The sequence below is a fragment of the Ruminococcus sp. SR1/5 genome, from assembly GCF_000209835.1.
Classification (GTDB): domain Bacteria; phylum Bacillota; class Clostridia; order Lachnospirales; family Lachnospiraceae; genus Blautia_A; species Blautia_A fusiformis.
The window spans coordinates 287834-304409 of the sequence record NC_021014.1; the positions used below are offsets into that span (position 1 = coordinate 287834).

General features: G+C 39.7%; 21 protein-coding genes and 2 pseudogenes. 19 read left to right on the top strand and 4 right to left on the bottom strand.

Annotation, left to right across the window (positions count from 1 at the left end):
- Positions 1–149 precede the first annotated feature (149 nt).
- Complete coding sequence (locus CK1_RS01485) at positions 150–329, bottom strand: plasmid mobilization protein (protein ID WP_015524568.1); 180 nt, start codon at positions 327–329, stop codon at positions 150–152.
- Between the two features lie 250 nt (positions 330–579).
- Between CK1_RS01485 and CK1_RS01490 the strand changes: the two genes are divergently transcribed.
- A complete protein-coding gene (locus tag CK1_RS01490) occupies positions 580–969 on the top strand; it encodes an MmcQ/YjbR family DNA-binding protein (RefSeq protein ID WP_012744272.1) in 390 nt (129 codons plus the stop codon).
- A gap of 57 nt (positions 970–1026) precedes the next feature.
- On the opposite strand, the gene CK1_RS01495 is transcribed toward CK1_RS01490, so the two are convergent.
- The gene (locus CK1_RS01495; protein WP_005344265.1) at positions 1027–1227 is read right to left on the bottom strand and encodes a helix-turn-helix transcriptional regulator; all 201 of its coding nucleotides are present in this window, start codon (positions 1225–1227) and stop codon (positions 1027–1029) included.
- Positions 1228–1283: 56 nt separating this feature from the next.
- Positions 1284–1622: a S24 family peptidase gene (locus CK1_RS01500; protein WP_306288676.1), complete on the bottom strand. Its 339-nt coding sequence runs from the start codon at positions 1620–1622 to the stop codon at positions 1284–1286.
- Between the two features lie 53 nt (positions 1623–1675).
- Here CK1_RS01500 and CK1_RS01505 point away from each other — a divergent pair, with 53 nt between their 5' ends.
- Positions 1676–2047, top strand: a complete 372-nt coding sequence (locus tag CK1_RS01505) for a hypothetical protein (protein WP_012744266.1) — start codon at positions 1676–1678, stop codon at positions 2045–2047.
- A 74-nt stretch (positions 2048–2121) separates the two neighbouring features.
- Here the strand turns inward: CK1_RS01505 and CK1_RS01510 are convergent, their stop codons facing one another.
- Positions 2122–2328, bottom strand: a complete 207-nt coding sequence (locus CK1_RS01510; RefSeq protein WP_015524569.1) for a DUF6219 family protein — start codon at positions 2326–2328, stop codon at positions 2122–2124.
- A 179-nt stretch (positions 2329–2507) separates the two neighbouring features.
- Here CK1_RS01510 and CK1_RS01515 point away from each other — a divergent pair, with 179 nt between their 5' ends.
- From CK1_RS01515 to CK1_RS01585, 17 genes and pseudogenes are all read left to right on the top strand, one after another.
- Positions 2508–2801, top strand: a complete 294-nt coding sequence (locus CK1_RS01515) for a helix-turn-helix domain-containing protein (RefSeq protein ID WP_015524570.1) — start codon at positions 2508–2510, stop codon at positions 2799–2801.
- 175 nt (positions 2802–2976) lie between these two features.
- Positions 2977–3189: a sporulation initiation factor Spo0A C-terminal domain-containing protein gene (locus CK1_RS01520; RefSeq protein ID WP_012744264.1), complete on the top strand. Its 213-nt coding sequence runs from the start codon at positions 2977–2979 to the stop codon at positions 3187–3189.
- A gap of 7 nt (positions 3190–3196) precedes the next feature.
- Positions 3197–3628 (top strand): hypothetical protein, encoded by a 432-nt coding sequence (locus CK1_RS01525; protein ID WP_012744263.1) that lies wholly within the window; start codon positions 3197–3199, stop codon positions 3626–3628.
- 326 nt (positions 3629–3954) lie between these two features.
- Entirely contained in the window at positions 3955–4503 is a 549-nt protein-coding gene (locus CK1_RS01530) for a sigma factor-like helix-turn-helix DNA-binding protein (RefSeq protein WP_306288677.1), read from the top strand.
- Positions 4504–5001: 498 nt separating this feature from the next.
- Positions 5002–5382, top strand: a complete 381-nt coding sequence (locus CK1_RS01535; protein ID WP_012744261.1) for a type II toxin-antitoxin system PemK/MazF family toxin — start codon at positions 5002–5004, stop codon at positions 5380–5382.
- Positions 5383–5490: 108 nt separating this feature from the next.
- On the top strand, positions 5491–5610 hold the full coding sequence (locus tag CK1_RS17775; protein WP_353611206.1) for a DUF6870 family protein: 120 nt from the start codon (positions 5491–5493) through the stop codon (positions 5608–5610).
- 108 nt (positions 5611–5718) lie between these two features.
- Positions 5719–6600 (top strand): annotated as a pseudogene (locus CK1_RS17780) (recombinase family protein); the annotation flags it as partial.
- 122 nt (positions 6601–6722) lie between these two features.
- Positions 6723–6818: pseudogene (locus CK1_RS17785) on the top strand (hypothetical protein); the annotation flags it as partial.
- Between the two features lie 54 nt (positions 6819–6872).
- A complete protein-coding gene (locus CK1_RS17790; RefSeq protein WP_353611207.1) occupies positions 6873–7409 on the top strand; it encodes a DUF4368 domain-containing protein in 537 nt (178 codons plus the stop codon).
- A gap of 1 nt (position 7410) precedes the next feature.
- Positions 7411–9102 carry a recombinase family protein gene (locus tag CK1_RS01550; RefSeq protein WP_015524574.1) on the top strand — a complete coding sequence of 564 codons (1692 nt, stop codon included), beginning with the start codon at positions 7411–7413 and terminating at the stop codon, positions 9100–9102.
- Entirely contained in the window at positions 9099–10676 is a 1578-nt protein-coding gene (locus tag CK1_RS01555; RefSeq protein ID WP_012744257.1) for a recombinase family protein, read from the top strand. Before CK1_RS01550 ends, CK1_RS01555 begins: the two co-directional genes overlap by 4 nt.
- 167 nt (positions 10677–10843) lie before the next feature.
- A complete protein-coding gene (locus CK1_RS01560) occupies positions 10844–11053 on the top strand; it encodes an integrase (RefSeq protein WP_502685084.1) in 210 nt (69 codons plus the stop codon).
- Positions 11054–11605: 552 nt separating this feature from the next.
- Positions 11606–13105 (top strand): DUF6075 family protein, encoded by a 1500-nt coding sequence (locus CK1_RS01565; protein WP_015524576.1) that lies wholly within the window; start codon positions 11606–11608, stop codon positions 13103–13105.
- Positions 13102–13446 (top strand): TnpV protein, encoded by a 345-nt coding sequence (locus CK1_RS01570; protein WP_002593326.1) that lies wholly within the window; start codon positions 13102–13104, stop codon positions 13444–13446. The genes CK1_RS01565 and CK1_RS01570 overlap by 4 nt, the downstream gene beginning before the upstream one ends.
- A 215-nt stretch (positions 13447–13661) precedes the next feature.
- Entirely contained in the window at positions 13662–15626 is a 1965-nt protein-coding gene (locus CK1_RS01575; protein WP_015524577.1) for a DUF1430 domain-containing protein, read from the top strand.
- The gene (locus tag CK1_RS01580) at positions 15623–16228 is read left to right on the top strand and encodes an ATP-binding cassette domain-containing protein (protein WP_015524578.1); all 606 of its coding nucleotides are present in this window, start codon (positions 15623–15625) and stop codon (positions 16226–16228) included. The genes CK1_RS01575 and CK1_RS01580 overlap by 4 nt, the downstream gene beginning before the upstream one ends.
- Positions 16229–16381: 153 nt before the next feature.
- Complete coding sequence (locus CK1_RS01585; RefSeq protein ID WP_005944784.1) at positions 16382–16567, top strand: hypothetical protein; 186 nt, start codon at positions 16382–16384, stop codon at positions 16565–16567.
- Positions 16568–16576: the final 9 nt, after the last annotated feature.

Here is a 16576-nt window from a genome sequence, read left to right on the forward strand (position 1 = left end):
ATATTTGTGAAGCGGATAAAAAATCAGATATTCCCAGAAGAAAAAAATAGAATTTTATTCGGGAAAAAATAAATTAACAGGATATTTCTATGGAATTAATCAAAATAAAGTTAATAATAAGGTTGTTTTGGTTGTGAATGGGTATGGAGTTACGTATAATGCTTAAGTGGAGTGGTATCTGTGTTGACGATGTAACCGTCGATTGCCATTTTGCGCAGATAAGCTCCCATGTTTTTTGTCTTTGATTCTATCATCTTCCTGCGGATTAACTTTCGTTCTTCTTCGGTGACATAGAAATGGATTTCTTTGTTTCTCTTTCTTTCAGCCATTGGCGGGTTCTCCTTTCTGAGAGGACAGTAGTATCGTTGCTTTCAGCGTTTTTTCAATTTAGGGTAGGGTTCCCTAAATTGGGATTTCCCGGAAGTGTATCCTCACTTCCTGTCCTTGCTGTTTTACCCCTCTATTAGTTAAAGTCAGGAGAACCGGGAAAATGCAAAAGAATTTGGCAGGTAGTACGGGAACTGAAAATATGGTATGATTATGGGCAGGATATCAGAAGAATCAGGAGTTGAATAAACTGTGAAGAAAGAAGAAATTTTTGAATATGTGAAGAAACAGTATGGTACGGTGCCGGAGTATTTATGGGCACAATCACCAGATAATGCTGTGCTACGACATAAGAATGGAAAATGGTATGCTGTGGTCATGACGGTTGAAAAATCGAAACTGGGATTAGAAGGAAAAGATCCGGTTGATATCATGGACGTAAAGTGTGATCCGGACATGACGAATATGATTATTCAGACTTATGGATTTTTACCTGGATACCATATGAATAAGCAGCACTGGATCACGATTTTACTGGATGGTTCTGTCAGTGAGGCTAAGACACTGGACTTTTTGGATATGAGCTATGACCTGATTGACGGAGCAGGCAGAAAAGAAGAAAATGTAAGTGGATTACAGTGATTTTTGAGCAAAAGGAAAACCGGGGATTTTACTCCTCGGTTTTCTGGCTGTTGTGCTTCAGTCTTCAACTTGAAAAATATCTTCTACAGGCACTTTCAGGTAATGTGCCAGCCGGATTGCAATCTCAAGAGAGGGATTTCGTTCTCCACGTTCGATGCGGCCTATCGTCTGGCTGCAGGAACCTATGGCTTCAGCCAAATCTGCTTGAATGAGATTCCGTTCTTCACGAATATCTTTTAATGTATTATTGATTGCCATTCAATCACTTCCTTTGCTTATTGTTATCAGTAGGATCATGAACCTGCTGTTGAAATCTAATGAAATCCTGGAATTTCTGCACCTTTGCATTTCCCGATTACTTTTCCAAAAATCTTAAAAGAGTCAGATTCCAAAACTTGGATAGGACGATATTTTTGATTTAAAGAGATCAGATAAACACCATCTGGCTCATCGTGTAATTCCTTGATGTAAGTATTGCCGTTGAGATAGAAGATTCCAATTTCACCATTAGCAAGAGAATCTTTTTTCTGAATCCATGCAACATCGTCTGTATGATAAAGTGGCTCCATACTATCACCAGAGATCCGCACACCAAAGTCAGTCTGCTCAGGAGCAAGATGTCCTACGTCATGAGATCGTGGTACCGCAGGCAAAGGATAAAAGATTTAAACCGTCACTGGGCGTAGAGGAAGAGTAGGTGAGTAATATGAGATACGAAGATTCGATGAAAGGTGTAGCTGCTCAGATAATCAAAGAACAGCAGCGAGCCAGTAAAATAAAAAACAATCCAGAAGAGTTCCATTGGCATGACGAATATGCAACGTTGAATTTCTTTCGGTTTATCTGCAAAAATATCGGTAACTTGGGAAATGGAGAAATTGAGAAAATGGTCACACGCTTGAAAAGCATAGATCAGAAAGCAGTGGAAAACCATGTGAATGGTGCTGTTTGGGCATTTGATTATGATAAGATGTTCTGTGTACTGATGGAAAATGAAATTTGCCGAAAGGTGTGTGAAAAGAATAAATATAATAGTTGGATGAAGTTGATTGGACAGTATTGTGTTTCAATGGCTTAAAGATGAAGAAAGTTGTTGGAGGGAAAAAACTCTCCAGCAACTTTGTCTTTGATGAATAGAGGTCAATTTTTTGTTCAATTATTTTCACTATTGTTTGATTCAGTGATTTTTTTCTTCTTTGGAGAAACCAGTTTGTGACCGGAATAAATGGACATGCCCATACAAAGCAATGAAGAATAGGCAAAGTATTTATGTGCAGTCATAGATTTTCTGATTCCAGAATAAATGCATCCCAACATACAGAAAAGTGCGCCTAGGGACCAGTATTTATGTGATTTCATGATTTGATACCTCCTTTGATTTAGCTGCTTCAATCATAACTCTATTTTACGAATATGCAAAGAAAATCTTGAAATATAGTTCTGTAGAATTAGAACTTGGCTTTGCGATTCTGTATATTTAAGATATCCACAAGTATACTAAATCCAGAACGATTATTCGTTCTGGAGGAGGTGTTACGATGGATTTGAAGGCAGTAGGACAGCGAATCAAATCAGCACGAGAAGCAAAAAATCTCACGCAAGAGGAACTGGCTGCATTAGTAAATTTAAGTCCGACGCATGTGAGTGTAATAGAGAGAGGCTTGAAAGTTACAAAATTGGATACCTTTGTTGCAATTGCAAATGCATTAGATGTTTCTGCAGATACTCTTTTGATTGATGTTGTGGCACATTCAGTTACAGGTGTTACCAATGAGCTGACAGAGAAAATAGAAAAACTTCCGATCAAAGAGCAGAAAAAATTATCAAAGTAATTCATACATTATTGGAAGAGTAATATGACAAAATGGGAAGAGCAAGTAGCTCTTCTTTTTTTTGACTTTTTTATTCCGCTTTAAATTGTAAAGTGTCTTTTCATGATAATAGAAATATGCTAAATTAGTTCTATAGAACAATGTGTAATTCTACTTATATATTGGAGGAAAATGAATGAGAGAGAAAACTATTTATGAGAAAATTGCAAAAAAGTACAACACAACACCAGAAGAGGTACGCAGAGAAATGCAGATAGCCATAGATGCAGGATTTGATAATCCTGATCCGGATGTGCAGGAAGAATGGAAGAAAATGACACTTAAAGGAGACAGACCCACACCGGAAGAAGTAATCAATTACGCAGTAAAACAATTAAAAGGAAATTAATGAAAATATGAAAAGAAAGATAATTGCAGTAATCTCAGGAGCAGTCATCTTGATAATTGCTACAGGAAGTATTTATGGGAAACCTGAATCTGGTCATAAGGAAGGTGAACCTGATGTAGTAGGAACATTTTCCATAAATCAGGATGAAAATCTAACCGTAGTAGCTAACCGGGAAAATATTGAGGATAGAGAAGCGTTTGCAAGAGAACTTTTGCAGATGTACAAGGAGAATTCTTTTCATTCGACAAAATTCTCCACAGACAGGGGATATGCGACGAGTCTTGATATGAACATCTATTTATGGAAAGAGGATATTGAAGATGGGGAATCGGTAATGACAGCCGAATACAGACCTGTAGAATATGGAAAGGACTATGATGTTGTCAATAATCCTGATAAATTTCAACTATATATAGATGGAAAAGAAGTAGAAGAATAACACGGTGAACTTTTTATACTGAAATATGTACGATTTCAATAATGATGTGAACTTATAGGAATGTATTGCGGATACTTTGTGAACTTTATCCTGATACAATGATTATGCTGATGAAAGAAGGCATAGATAACTGAATATAAGAAAGAGACGAAGGCCTCAGTAGTTAAGAAAAAACTACTGGGGCTTTTTTTCGTGCCTGAATTTCTCAGCCAATAACTGCGGGTATGTCCCGGCAGGATAAAGGCGGAGCAGGCATGATTCTAAACAGAGGTCCGCCTTCTGGATTTGAAACAAGCAACGAGATTTCAAATTCAGGAGGAACGGACATGTATATTGAACACCCATATTTTTATGAAGGAAAGTATTACGCAAATATTGATGGAGAGATGATTGAGATTACAAAAGAGGTTGCGTATGCGATGAACAATTTTTATAGAAGCAGCAAGGCAAAAAAGGTAGAAATCAAAAACGAATTGGGAGAGGTCGTGGACAAGATGTTGAGGGAAGTACCTTACAGTGGTCAGTCCATTGATGGAGAAGGCTTTATGATAGAGGATTTTCCGGATCTGAATTGTGATGTGGAGCATAGTGTGCTGACAAAAATGGAACAGCAGGATATCCACAAAGTGATCAATCAGCTGAACTCCGAGGAACGCATGATTATTTACGGTATTTTCTTTGAAAACAAGACACAGACACAGATGGCAGAGATTATGGGAATTTCCAGACAGATGCTGTCATACAAGCTGAAATCCATTCTTAATAAGATGCGTGAAATGTATATGAATAAATTTTTTAAAAAATTTTTCAAAATCTTTTGCATCTTCCGAAGTCATTTGACTTTAGTAATTAGAGGAGCTTTAAGGACTCCCTAAAACGCACCGTGATAACTGAATATCCAATAATAACTGACGTGACATTTCATACAGTGAGCACGAGGAAGATGCCGCTATAGGATTATAAGACGTAAAAACATTTTTAGAGCTAATAATGCTGCGAAAAAGCACTGACCAAAGCCAGTCGGCAGGCTGGTGATGCGATGACATGTGTGAGATGCGATACACTTGCAGACCCTGAGAAGTCTGTAATTGGTAAACCTATGAACTGCCAGAGCCTGGAAACGAGAGTTTTTGGGTTGTGGTCCGGAGTATAGCATTCGGACAGGTTATTATTCCCTTCCTGCAGATGCAGGAGTAACGATTCGGGGTATCGAGGATAAATAGAATCGAGCGAGCACTGTTTAATAATCAAATTGGTTATAGAGGTTATGCGGCAGAGCTTTCCATCTTGGAAAGGAACTCTGCCGTATTCCTGTGGAGCCAATATAGCGCTAGGGATGCTTTACAAATAAAAAAAGATTGGAGAGATGACAAGTGACGATTCGAAGAGGAGATATCTTATGGGCGGATCTCGGTATGTTTCCGACAACTTCGGTTCAGGGTGGAGTAAGACCGGTGATCGTAGTAAGTAACAACAAAGCTAATACATACAGTTCAGTCATTACAGTAGTTCCGCTGACGTCAAGAATATATAAGAAGCGGTATTTGCCAACACATGTATTTATCAGTAAGTACGATATGACAGGGATCCGAAAAGGAAGCCTGGCATTGGCTGAACAGGTTATGAGTATTTCTACAAAATGTATTATTGAGAAATGCGGAAGAGTAAATAAGTGGAGCCTGGATCGGGTACTGAAAGCAGTACGGATTCAGATGGGAATGGAAGGAGAAGGGCATGACAGCAGAGGAATATAGAAATTATCTGGATCAGGATTTCAGTGATGTGGATATCAATGAAATGACTGATCTACGGATGATAAAACAGACAGAAATAAATCGCTTCAGGAACGGAGAGATATTTTTCTGAATAAAGTAGGAAATCCTTATCTGGTCCGGATCGGTAATATGAAAGTAAAAGTCAGATTTGCAAATAACGGTATATCTATGGAGCAGGCATTTGAGAATATGCTTCTGAGTGTCTGAAAAAGTACTGGTAAAATTGAGGGGACTGTGTTAGAATGTCGGTAAGGACAAATTATGCAGCCCCCTTTTATTACATGGATTTTCTGACGTAATAAAAGGAGGTAAGATATGTATCAGAATATCAACAAAATCTATCATGCCGCCATCTATGTCAGATTATCTAAAGAAGATGGCGATATTTCCAGTTCAGCAAAACTGGAAAGTAACAGCATTTCTAACCAGAAAGCTTTGATTCTGGATTTCCTGAAAGACAAAAAAGATATTGAAGTTGTTTCAGTCCGAGTTGATGATGGCTACTCAGGCTCTAATTTTGAGCGCCCTGCATTCCAGGCAATGCTGGAAGATATCCGGCATGGGATTGTAGACTGCGTAGTGGTAAAAGATTTATCACGATTTGGAAGGGAATATATTGATTCCGGGAAGTATATCGAGAGATTATTCCCGGCTCTTGGTGTGCGTTTTATTGCCATCAATGATAATTATGACAGTCTTAAGGGAAAGAATCAGGCAGACGAAATCATTATCCCATTTAAAAATTTAATCAACGATGCTTATTGTCGTGATATTTCTATTAAGATCAGGAGTAATCTTGAGATTAAGAGGAAAAAAGGCGAGTGCGTGACTCCGTTTGTAGCATTTGGATACAGGAAGACAAAGACAGATAAGCATAAATTAGAGATTGATCCATCGGCGGGCGGTGTAGTACAGGATATTTTTAAGATGAAGCTGCAGGGAATGAGTCAGGATGCGATCGCTAATCGTTTAAATGAACTGGGTATTCTTTCCCCATTTGAGTATAAAATAAGCAGCGGCAGTCGTTATGAAACAGGTTTCCGGCAGAAAGAACAGGCACTTTGGAGTTCCGTTACGGTCCGCAGGATACTGGAAAACGAGGTTTATATCGGAAACCTTGTACAGGGAAAAAGGACAACTCCAAACCATAAAGTGAAGCAGACTTATGTGAAACCGGAAGATGACTGGATCCGGATTGAGAAAAATCATGAACCTCTGGTGAGTGACCGTGATTTTGAAATTGTTCAGAGGCTTCTTGGCATGGATACACGTACTTCACCTGACCAAAAGCAGGTATATCTGTTATCCGGAATTGCTGTATGTGCGGATTGTGGAGCACCTATGACAAGAAAGGTTTCTACTGTGGCAGGAAAAAATATGCTTATTATCTATGTTCCACAAATAAAGAAACAAAACGCTGTTCCAGTCATAGAATACCGGAAAAGGATCTGGAAGATGCCGTATTAGTGATGTTGAAACAGCATATCCAGAATATCCTGCACCTGAAAAGAGTCCTGGAATTTATCGGTACTGTGCCATTTCAGGAGATCAATATGAAAAAGCTGCAGGACAGGCTGGAGAAGAAAAAGCAGGAGAAAGAACGCTGTAAGGAGTTACGGATGATGCTCTATTCGGATATGAAAGAGGGCATTGTATCAAAAGAAGACTATGTAGAGCTTCATGCAGCATATGGAAAGCGGCTTAGAAATGCGGAAGAGAGTATCCGTGCGATCCAGAAAGAAATGGATAACGAGCTGGAAAAAGCAGACAAAGCCAATACCTGGCTGGATTATTTTGTGAAATATCAGGATATTGAAGAACTGTCCCGCACTGTGGTGGTAGAACTGATCAGGCAAATCAGAGTATATGATAAAAAGAATATAGAGATCACTTTTGATTTTGATGATTGTTATCAGACATTGCTGAATCAATTACCTGCTATGGGAGTTGATATGGTAATAGATGATGATAACAATCTGCAGGTCAATGTAAAGGAGGTTGTATAAAATGGCACGAAAGAGCAGGAAAAACATTCCGGAAGTAGTCAGCAGTGCAACCGTCCAGACAGAGGTGAGCAGACCGTTCCGGGCAGGATTGTATGCCAGAATTTCAATGGAAACAGAAGAAACCTTAGAAAGAGGAACGATAGAAACCCAGGTGGAACTGATGAAAAACTTTGTGGCAGATACGGAAGACATCGCAGTTGCAGAAATATATAAGGATTCTGATTATTCTGGTACAAATTTCGACCGTCCTGGTTTTACGCAGATGATGGAAGATATCAAGCATGGAAAAATTAACTGTGTGATTGTAAAGGATCTATCCAGACTTGGAAGGAATTATGTAGAGACAAGTAATTATATTGAGCGTGTATTTCCGTTTTTTCATGTGCGGTTTCTTGCTGTGACGGATGACTTTGATTCTTTCCGTGAGGGAGTGGATCTGACAGTTCCCTTAAAAAATATCATCAATGAGTTTTATTCCAAAGACCTTGCAAAAAAGAGCAGCAGTGCCAAAAAAGCCCTGTGGAAAGAAGGAAAATTTACTGGTGCATGGGAACCTTATGGATACAGGAAATCAGAACAGGACAGACACCAGCTGGTAGTTGACGAGGAGGCTGCCGTACATTTACGAGAAATTTTTACTATGTATATGGATGGATGCAGCTACAGCGATATTGCAAAAAGACTGAATACAGATGGTATCCTTTCCCCGACTTTGCAGAGGGAATATTATAAAACAGGCGAAAAGCCTTCACCGGAATCCAAACCTTGGAATAATTATGAAGTGAAACGTGTACTTCAGGATGTCCATTGTACCGGAGATTCTGTATATGGAAAATATCAGCAGAGTGTTTTTCAAGGAAACAAGCAGAGAAATCTACCGGAGAGTGAGTGGCTCTATGCTGAGAATACCCACGAAGGAATTATTGATAAAGAACTGTTCCGGCAGGTACAGGAAAAAATCCGGGAATTTACGGAAGCATACAAAAAGAAGCATCAGCTGAATAATGGAGCCATTCGGAATCATAATTTCTATACCGGCAAGATCAGGTGTGGGGGTTGTGGGAACCGCATGGTGTTGTCCAGAGAAAAAACAGGGACATTTTATTATATCTGTGGTGCAGATGCGAACCATAAATCCGGAGGAAATCAGTGTAAGGGGCACAGAGTCAAAAAAGAATACGTGGATGAAGACGTCCTTCGCCTGATCCAGTCACATATGAAAGCCGTATTGGATACAGAGAAACTGATCCGTGAAATGAATTCTGCTTCCAGAAACCAGACACAGTATTTGCTTCTGGATAAGGAAGTGGGGAAACTTCGGCGGGAGTTGAGCAGGATCAGCAAGCGTAAATCTGATTTATATGAGGATTATTCGGAACGTCTGATTACAGAAGAAGAATACATGCAGTTTTCCCGTATCTATTCCAATGAAATAGAAAACATCAAGAACCGCCTGGATGTAGTATTGGCGGCACAGGTACGGTATTCCAAGGATTATCATATCGAGGAAGGATGGGGAAAAGTGATACATACTTATATGTCAAAGCGTAAGCTGACAAAAGAAATGGCAGATGCCTTTGTGGATTCAATTATTATCCATGGTAAGTATGATTATGAGATCAAGCTGGTATATGACGATCAGTTTGCAGATTTACAGAAATTAAAGAAAGAGAAGGAGGCGCAGTCAAGATGACAGATCATAGAAAAACAGCTGTTTACATCCGTTTATCCGCAGAAGATGACAATGTAGATGGCAGAGCTAAAAAAGAGAGCGACAGTGTAACTTCTCAGAGAATTCTGTTAAAATCATTTGTGATTGATCAGCTGGGTGTAGATGAGGCAGATATCCTGGAATATGTGGATGATGGTGTCAGCGGTACTCATTTTAAACGGCAGGGATTTCAACAGCTGCAGGATGACATGAAAAGTGGAGAAATCGGCTGTGTAGTTGTAAAAGACTTTTCCAGATTCGGAAGAGACTATCTGGAAGTTGGATTTTATATTGAATATATTTTTCCACTTCTGCAGATTCGATTTATTTCGATTAATGACAGCTATGACAGTGCAGCAAGCAGCGGAATGACTGGTGGAATGAATGTGGCATTGCAGAATCTGGTATACAATATGTATAGCCTGGATTTGTCCAAGAAAATTTCATCAGCAATGCAGACGAGAACAAAAAATGGTACACGTCTTCCGGTAAATGCCAGATATGGCTATAAAAAAGGAAAAGATGGAAGGCTGGAAGTTGATCCGGAGGCTGCAAAAGTCGTGAAAATGATTTTTCAGATGGCAGCGGAGGGAACAAGTTTTGCAGATATTACAAGGGAATTGAACAGACAGGCGATTGCTACTTGTGATGAGCAGAAATTATCAAGAGGGGATCAGGTGCAGTTCCAGAGGTTTGACACGATCAAAAAGAAACACTGGAGCCCTACGACAGTATCGGCAATCGTCCGGGATGAGATTTATATTGGAACCAGAATCTGGGGCAAAACACGTTGCAGTATGCATACGGGCCATAAAGCAGTTCTGAATGATGAAACAGAATGGGTTCGCCTGGAAAATCATCATACGGCAATTATAGACAGGGAATTGTTTGAAAAAGCAAATGAAATGCATCCGAAAAAGAAGAGAAGTGTTGCAGAATCACGCACCAATTTTACTCTGGAAAGACGTAAAAAACAGCCGGCCTTGCTGATATGTGCCAACTGTGGGCATTCTCTGTTAAAAGAAACAGAGCATCTGCTGAAATGTTCAGATGCCAGAACCAATGGTGATCCTGTGTGCCGAAGTCTGGTGATTCGTAGGGAACCGATGGAGGAGAATATCCTTGGGCTTGTCCGTCAGTATGCAGCGTCAATGTTGAAAAAAGGAAAGAAAGTATCTTCCAAAAGACAATGTGAATACAAAGAGATCAATACTACAGAATTGCAAAAACAGAGCCGACAGTTGACCTCGGAAAAGATGAAACTCTATGATGATTACAAAGATGGTCGTATAGATCGTGATTCGTATAAGCAGAGAGCTGAAAAGATAAGTGTACAGCTGGATGAAATAAAACGAAAGATAGAAGATGCGAAGAATAGTAAAAAGCTTCTTGAACAAAATGAACTTTCTGATAAAATAAAACTAAAAGATTTCTTGGGAATTCAGAAGTTCGATACAGAGAAGCTGCGTGAGGTTATCAAGGTGATCCGTGTTCATAGTCAGGATGAAATTGAAATCGAATGGAATTTTGACGATATTTTTTCAGAACAGAGATAACTTGAGCAGGACAAGAATGACTTATCAAAAGATAATAAAGGTGCTGGGACTACCTGATGGAAGCGTCAGATAGTCTTCGGCAGAAAAAATAAAATTTTTTTGTCCTATACTTGACACATCCACATGTATGCAGACACACATACTGCTCTAATATGGCGAAGTCCGGAATGAATCCAAAGGTACTTCAGTATCTGATGGGTCATTCGGATATCAGTGTCACTCTCAATACCTATACACATCTTAAGCTGGATGACGCGAGAGAAGAAGTGGAGAAGCTTGCCAGGAAGCAGGCAGAAGCTGAAAATGAGTTTCGGCAGTTAGGTATGAAGGAGGACAAGGTCAAATTCAAGAAGATGGGGGTAAATGGTCTAATTTAGACCATTTCGTAAAATGGCTAGAAAGTCAGTAAATTCAAGGCTTTGAAGATGGTCGTGGTCTAAAACAGATTGAAAAAGGGTAAAATTTTTAGACCAAATTTTTTTGGAAAATCAAAGATTTCAGACATAGGAGAACGGCAAATGTCGGCTGGTCTAAATTTGAAATCCGAGGCCATTTTAGACCATATTTTAGACCATTTGAAGGAAGAAACATACCGAGATAAGCCAAAATAAGCCGAGAAATGGGAAAAATCTTGATAGACTGAAAAAGTGCGCAAATGCTTGAAAAATAAGGAAAAACCGAGATAATCTGAGATAAAAAAGGAGTTAAAAATAGATGATTAGAGTGTTATTTGTCTGCCACGGCACTACCTTAGCAAAATTCTGAAAAACCTTGATTTTACAGTATATTTTTGAACCAGTAGGGATGTTTTACTAAGTTTTTACTAAAGAGGAATCCCTAGCACGAATTTAGAAAAGTAACATATAGTATGACCTTATTAATTGGTAGAACAATTGGTAAGGTCCTTTTTTATTTCAAGGAGGTTCAAAATGAAAAGTACAGCGTTAGGAGCAGAAAACATTATTTTTATCAGTGATGCACATGAAAAATTCTACTATGAAAAATTACAAGAAGTACGGTATCAGGATGTGTACCATAAGGCATTGTGTTATTGTCTGGGTATTAATGGAGATACCAGAAAAAATGCTGACAGAATTTATAATTTTAAAACGGGGTCTGTTAAAACGAAATGTTTACATGAAGGATGGCAGACAAGCGGTAGCTTAAAAGTGGTAAGGATGGCATTTAATCTGTACTGTAACAGCACGCCAAGTGTTTGGGATTATGAAGATGCAGAGGAACAGGTAAACGAGTGCAGACAGTATACAGTAGAGGATATCTTCTGCTGTGCATATGCACCATATTTTTGGCAGGCAATACAGATCCGTTATCCGGAATATGTAGTGTACAAGAAAAGCCATTATGTCCCGGAGGACGAATGGACAATTTTCGAGAATACCCATGAAGCTATCATTGACCAGCAGACCTTTGACCTTGTGCAGAAAATCCGTGGGAATGTCAGACGCTACCCGGACGGCTGGGGCGAAGCAGCTCCCCTCACAGGCTTGCTTTATTGTGCCGATTGCGGCGGCAAGATGTATGTCCACCGTACCAACAACGGCAAGCGTATTTCTCAATATACCTGTTCCCAATACAGCAAAGTCCCAGTTGGAAAGCTCTGCACGACACAGCACCGTATCAATGAAGATGTGGTACTGTCCCTTGTTTCCGAAATGCTCAAAGCTATTGCCGAGTATGCGAAGCATGACAGAGCCGAGTTTGTCCGAGTGGTGCAGGAAGCGCAGTCCAGCCAGCAGACGGCAGAGGTCAAGAAACAGCGGATACGCCTTGCCACCGCAAAGCAGAGAGTTTCCGAGCTGGAAGTCCTGCTCTGCAAAATCTATGAGGACAACATTTTAGGAAAGCTGTCTGACAGCAGATATGCCACTCTGGACGCTCAATATGAAAAGGAGCAGACCGAGCTTACCGCTGAAATCTCTGTTCTGGAAAAGGCTATCAAGAGCTACGAGAAGCACGAAAAGGACGCTGACCGTTTTATCGCTCTGATTGACAAGTATGAGAACTTCGACAAGCTGACGATTGCCATGCTCAATGAGTTTATTGAGAAAATCCTTGTGCATGAGCGTGACCGCAAGGGCAGTATTCAGACCACACAGGAGGTCGAGATTTACTTCAATTTCGTGGGTCGTTTCGTTCCCCCTGCGTTTGGCGAAGTGGAGCTTACCCCGGAGGAATTAGAGGAAATCCGCAAGCGTGAGGAACGCAAGGACAGGCTCCACCAGAACTACTTGAAGCGGAAAGCCAGCGGAGCACAGAAGCGATACGAGGACAAAATCAAAAAGCGGAAAAAGGCAGAAATCGAAGCCAAGAAAGCCGCCATTCGTGCGGAGGACATTGCAAAGGGCGTGTTCGTCCCTGTCAGCAGTTTACCGCAGAGAGAGCCGATGAAAGGAGTACAAACAGCATGAATATCACTTACACACAGAACGGCGATTATCTTATCCCAAACATCATTATCCGCAAGACCAAGCCCCTCGGACACTACGGCAGACTTCGCAAGGCGTATCTGGAAATGCACCGTCCGATACTGTTCAATGAGCTGGTGCTATCCGACAAGCTCTTTGAGCATTGCGCCGAGATTGACGAAACAGCACGAAACCGCATGGAGCTGATCGTGCGGTCACTGGCAGAGCAAAACGGCGTGACCGAGCAACTGAAAGCCGAAAACCAAATGGAATGGGTGCGGCAGATGAACGCTTGCAAGGCACAGGCAGAGGAGATTGTGAAAGTGGAATTGATTTATGATTGAGCGAGGAAGTCCGGGCAGAAAACTGTTCGGACTTTTCTCATGTAGTCCAAAGTTGCGGTAGAATTGTTCACGAGTTTTATGGTACAATTTATGCGAATAAAGAAAACGGAAAATTAGAATCTAACAAGAGAATGTGGTTGTATGAAAAAATCCATATTAGTATTTTGGGCAATCGTGTGTCTGTTACCTATTCAAAGGAGGTTTAAGAATTTTAAATGAAACATATAAGAAATATATTGCTGTTGATTACGATTATTTTTGCTTTTGTTATGCAAGCTGAAGTATATCAAAATATGCTCTGGAACTTTAATGGTGCTTATTATTTATCGTCCAGATACACAACTACTAATGACGATATGGATTCATTTTTAGCCAATGCAGAAGATACAGCTGAGAAGCATGGTGTTCATATTTTTTCGACTTTTAATCAGAGAGTTTCTAATTATCAGACAAGACTTTATATTTATGGTGATGATACCGTTGTTCGGGATAGTCTTAAAAGCACAATGGATATTGAGGAAAAAACATATACGGCTTTGATAGGCGGAATCACCGTAATAGAATTTGAAGATTTTAGAGAAGCAAAAAACACAGGCAATGGACAGGAAATAATGGTCAGCTATATCGGTGACGATGATGACATTATTGCCACATATCAAGATTTGGCAAAAGAATATTCTATATCGCAGCCAGAGTTTTGGCAATCAACCGAAACTGATATGATGTTCATTGTTTGGGGCCTGGTTGCCATATTGATGATTGTACTTAATATGATTGAGGTGATACGCAGACAAAAGGAAGTAGTTGTACGAGCTTCTCTGGGCGAAAATGCTGCTGTGATTGCTCTAAAAGCTGTAGTGGCTGATATGATTTCATATGCTGCATTATTCGTCTTAGCAAAGTTGCTTGTTTCTCAATTTATATCGGGAGCGTATGAAGATCATCTCATTTTGGCAGTGTATTGTGCCGGAGCAGTTCTTTCCGTAATTCCTTATGCTGCTTTTGTCCGCTTTGATGTAAAAAAAGCCTTTGCCAATGCTTCAGATAAAAAAGGTATGTTTTATCTTCTGAACGGTCTTAAAGTATTTGCTACTGCTATGACGATTTTTACAATAACTACAAATCTCAGTAGCATTCAAGGTAATTTACTTACAAACACTACTCTTTTAGAAAATCATTATAATGATTACTATTTTGGAGTTATGCAGATTGAACCTCCTTTTGAAGAAAATGAGGAGGAATCCAAAGAGAGCGAATTTTGGAATGACCTTTACGAAAATGAATACAACACTATAAATCCGGTGGTCTGCATAGGCAGCCGGATAAGCGATACGGATAATTATATTTTTGTAAATCATAATGCCAGAGATATGCTGCAAGGGTTTTCTGATATGCTTACTGAAGATGATGAAAAAGAGGATATCGTGGTCTTCGTGCCAAAGGGAAAAAATGCGGAATCATACAAAGATATCGCAAAAGAGGAAATTGACTCTCTTACCCAAAATGCAGAAGAACTGCGTGTTGTTTATAAAGAATATTCTGGCAGAGAGCAATTTTATTATCTCAATTCGAACAGAGAAGAGGCTATTGACGGATTGTCAAGAGCAACAAATCCGATTGTTATTTATCAGGCAAATGAGGCTGTTGCTTTGAATGGAAGTTATATCGAAACAGGAACATATAATGGTGAGGTGATCTACGGATGCGATGAAAGCACAATTCGTAATGCTGCGAAAAAATATGCAGAACAGCTTGGTCCACACTATTTTATGCTGACGAATGTCGGGGAGGATTATACTTATAGTCATAGTTTCCTCGTGAAACTGATTGGCTTTATAAGCTCTCTTTGCGTATTAGTATTGCTGTTAGATATCGCTATCGTCATATCTGAAGTGAAAATGGAATTTAGACTTAATGCGATGGAAATCTCCCTCAAAAAGGTTTTGGGCTATCGCTTTTATGAAAGGCACAAAAGATTTATTTCCGTTAATCTCTTAGAAAATATAGCCGTTGTGATATTGATTTGCATTGTTTCGCTTTTTATATCTAACGCAAGTGTCGGGATTGCTTTACTGGTTGGAGCATTGCTCACCATTATTGAAATGGCAATCATTTTCACAAATGTTATGTGGGTTGAAAAAACAAATATCTCAAAGTCCTTGAAAGGTGGATGTTTATGATTATAATTCGTGGCTTAAATAAAGCATTTGGAGAGAAAATAATTTTCTCCAACTTTAATTTGGAAATTCCGGATGGAAGTTTTGTAGTAATCAGCGGGGATAGCGGCAGTGGAAAAAGCACTTTGCTCAATATGATTGGTGGTATCGAAAAGCCGGATAGCGGCAGTATCATAATCGAAGGGCTGAATATTACCCGGCTTAAAATAAAACAGTTTTTTGCGGATACAGTGGGGTTTCTTTTTCAGAATTTTGCACTGCTTGAAAATAAGACAGTTAAAGAAAATTTAAGTTTGATTAAAAAATCAAGCCGAACTAAAGTATCACTTAAAGAAGCTCTTAATCGTGTGGGGTTATCAAAGGAAGTTAACAAAAAAGTTTATCAGCTTTCCGGTGGTGAACAACAGAGAGTTGCTTTAGCTCGTCTTATGATGAAAAAATGTTCTGTTGTTTTGGCAGATGAACCTACTGGCTCACTTGACAAGAAAAATAGAGATATTGTTATGAGGTTATTGCACGAACTCAATGAAGAAGGTAAAACGGTTATCATTGTTACCCACGATCAGGGTATTATTGAAGATGAACCTTATGTTGTGAAAATCTGAGAGTACCTCTTAGAAATGTCTTGATCTACATTTTATGTAATTTGGGTCAGAAGAAAATCCCTTTAGGAACTAAAGGGCGCACTTCTATACTCTCCTATCGGGAGTATCGTGCGTCCTGCGGAGCTTCATTCTCCGTCAGCAGAAGAAAACTGCTTGACCGAGAATGTTGCGTCACTTCGTTCCGTCAAGGTGGCTACACCCCCTTGCGCCGCTAAAGCGGCTATCCCTTGTGGACTTGCCGTCCGCAAACAGCATAAAATGCTGTTCGCCGCCAGCAAGTTTGAAAAACTGAATACCGAAAAACTGACCGTTGACTGGTCGCACTATGCGAAAAGTTGACGGTCTTTT

Bases quoted from the DNA above. Each gene is read 5' to 3' on its own strand.
- CK1_RS01485 (WP_015524568.1), bottom strand. From the start codon at position 329: ATGGCTGAAAGAAAGAGAAACAAAGAAATCCATTTCTATGTCACCGAA.
- CK1_RS01495 (WP_005344265.1), bottom strand. From the start codon at position 1,227: ATGGCAATCAATAATACATTAAAAGATATTCGTGAAGAACGGAATCTC.
- CK1_RS01505 (WP_012744266.1), top strand. From the start codon at position 1,676: ATGAGATACGAAGATTCGATGAAAGGTGTAGCTGCTCAGATAATCAAA.
- CK1_RS01510 (WP_015524569.1), bottom strand. From the start codon at position 2,328: ATGAAATCACATAAATACTGGTCCCTAGGCGCACTTTTCTGTATGTTG.
- CK1_RS01515 (WP_015524570.1), top strand. From the start codon at position 2,508: ATGGATTTGAAGGCAGTAGGACAGCGAATCAAATCAGCACGAGAAGCA.
- CK1_RS01520 (WP_012744264.1), top strand. From the start codon at position 2,977: ATGAGAGAGAAAACTATTTATGAGAAAATTGCAAAAAAGTACAACACA.
- CK1_RS01525 (WP_012744263.1), top strand. From the start codon at position 3,197: ATGAAAAGAAAGATAATTGCAGTAATCTCAGGAGCAGTCATCTTGATA.
- CK1_RS01530 (WP_306288677.1), top strand. From the start codon at position 3,955: ATGTATATTGAACACCCATATTTTTATGAAGGAAAGTATTACGCAAAT.
- CK1_RS17790 (WP_353611207.1), top strand. From the start codon at position 6,873: ATGTTGAAACAGCATATCCAGAATATCCTGCACCTGAAAAGAGTCCTG.
- CK1_RS01550 (WP_015524574.1), top strand. From the start codon at position 7,411: ATGGCACGAAAGAGCAGGAAAAACATTCCGGAAGTAGTCAGCAGTGCA.
- CK1_RS01555 (WP_012744257.1), top strand. From the start codon at position 9,099: ATGACAGATCATAGAAAAACAGCTGTTTACATCCGTTTATCCGCAGAA.
- CK1_RS01560 (WP_502685084.1), top strand. From the start codon at position 10,844: ATGAATCCAAAGGTACTTCAGTATCTGATGGGTCATTCGGATATCAGT.
- CK1_RS01565 (WP_015524576.1), top strand. From the start codon at position 11,606: ATGAAAAGTACAGCGTTAGGAGCAGAAAACATTATTTTTATCAGTGAT.
- CK1_RS01570 (WP_002593326.1), top strand. From the start codon at position 13,102: ATGAATATCACTTACACACAGAACGGCGATTATCTTATCCCAAACATC.
- CK1_RS01575 (WP_015524577.1), top strand. From the start codon at position 13,662: ATGAAACATATAAGAAATATATTGCTGTTGATTACGATTATTTTTGCT.
- CK1_RS01580 (WP_015524578.1), top strand. From the start codon at position 15,623: ATGATTATAATTCGTGGCTTAAATAAAGCATTTGGAGAGAAAATAATT.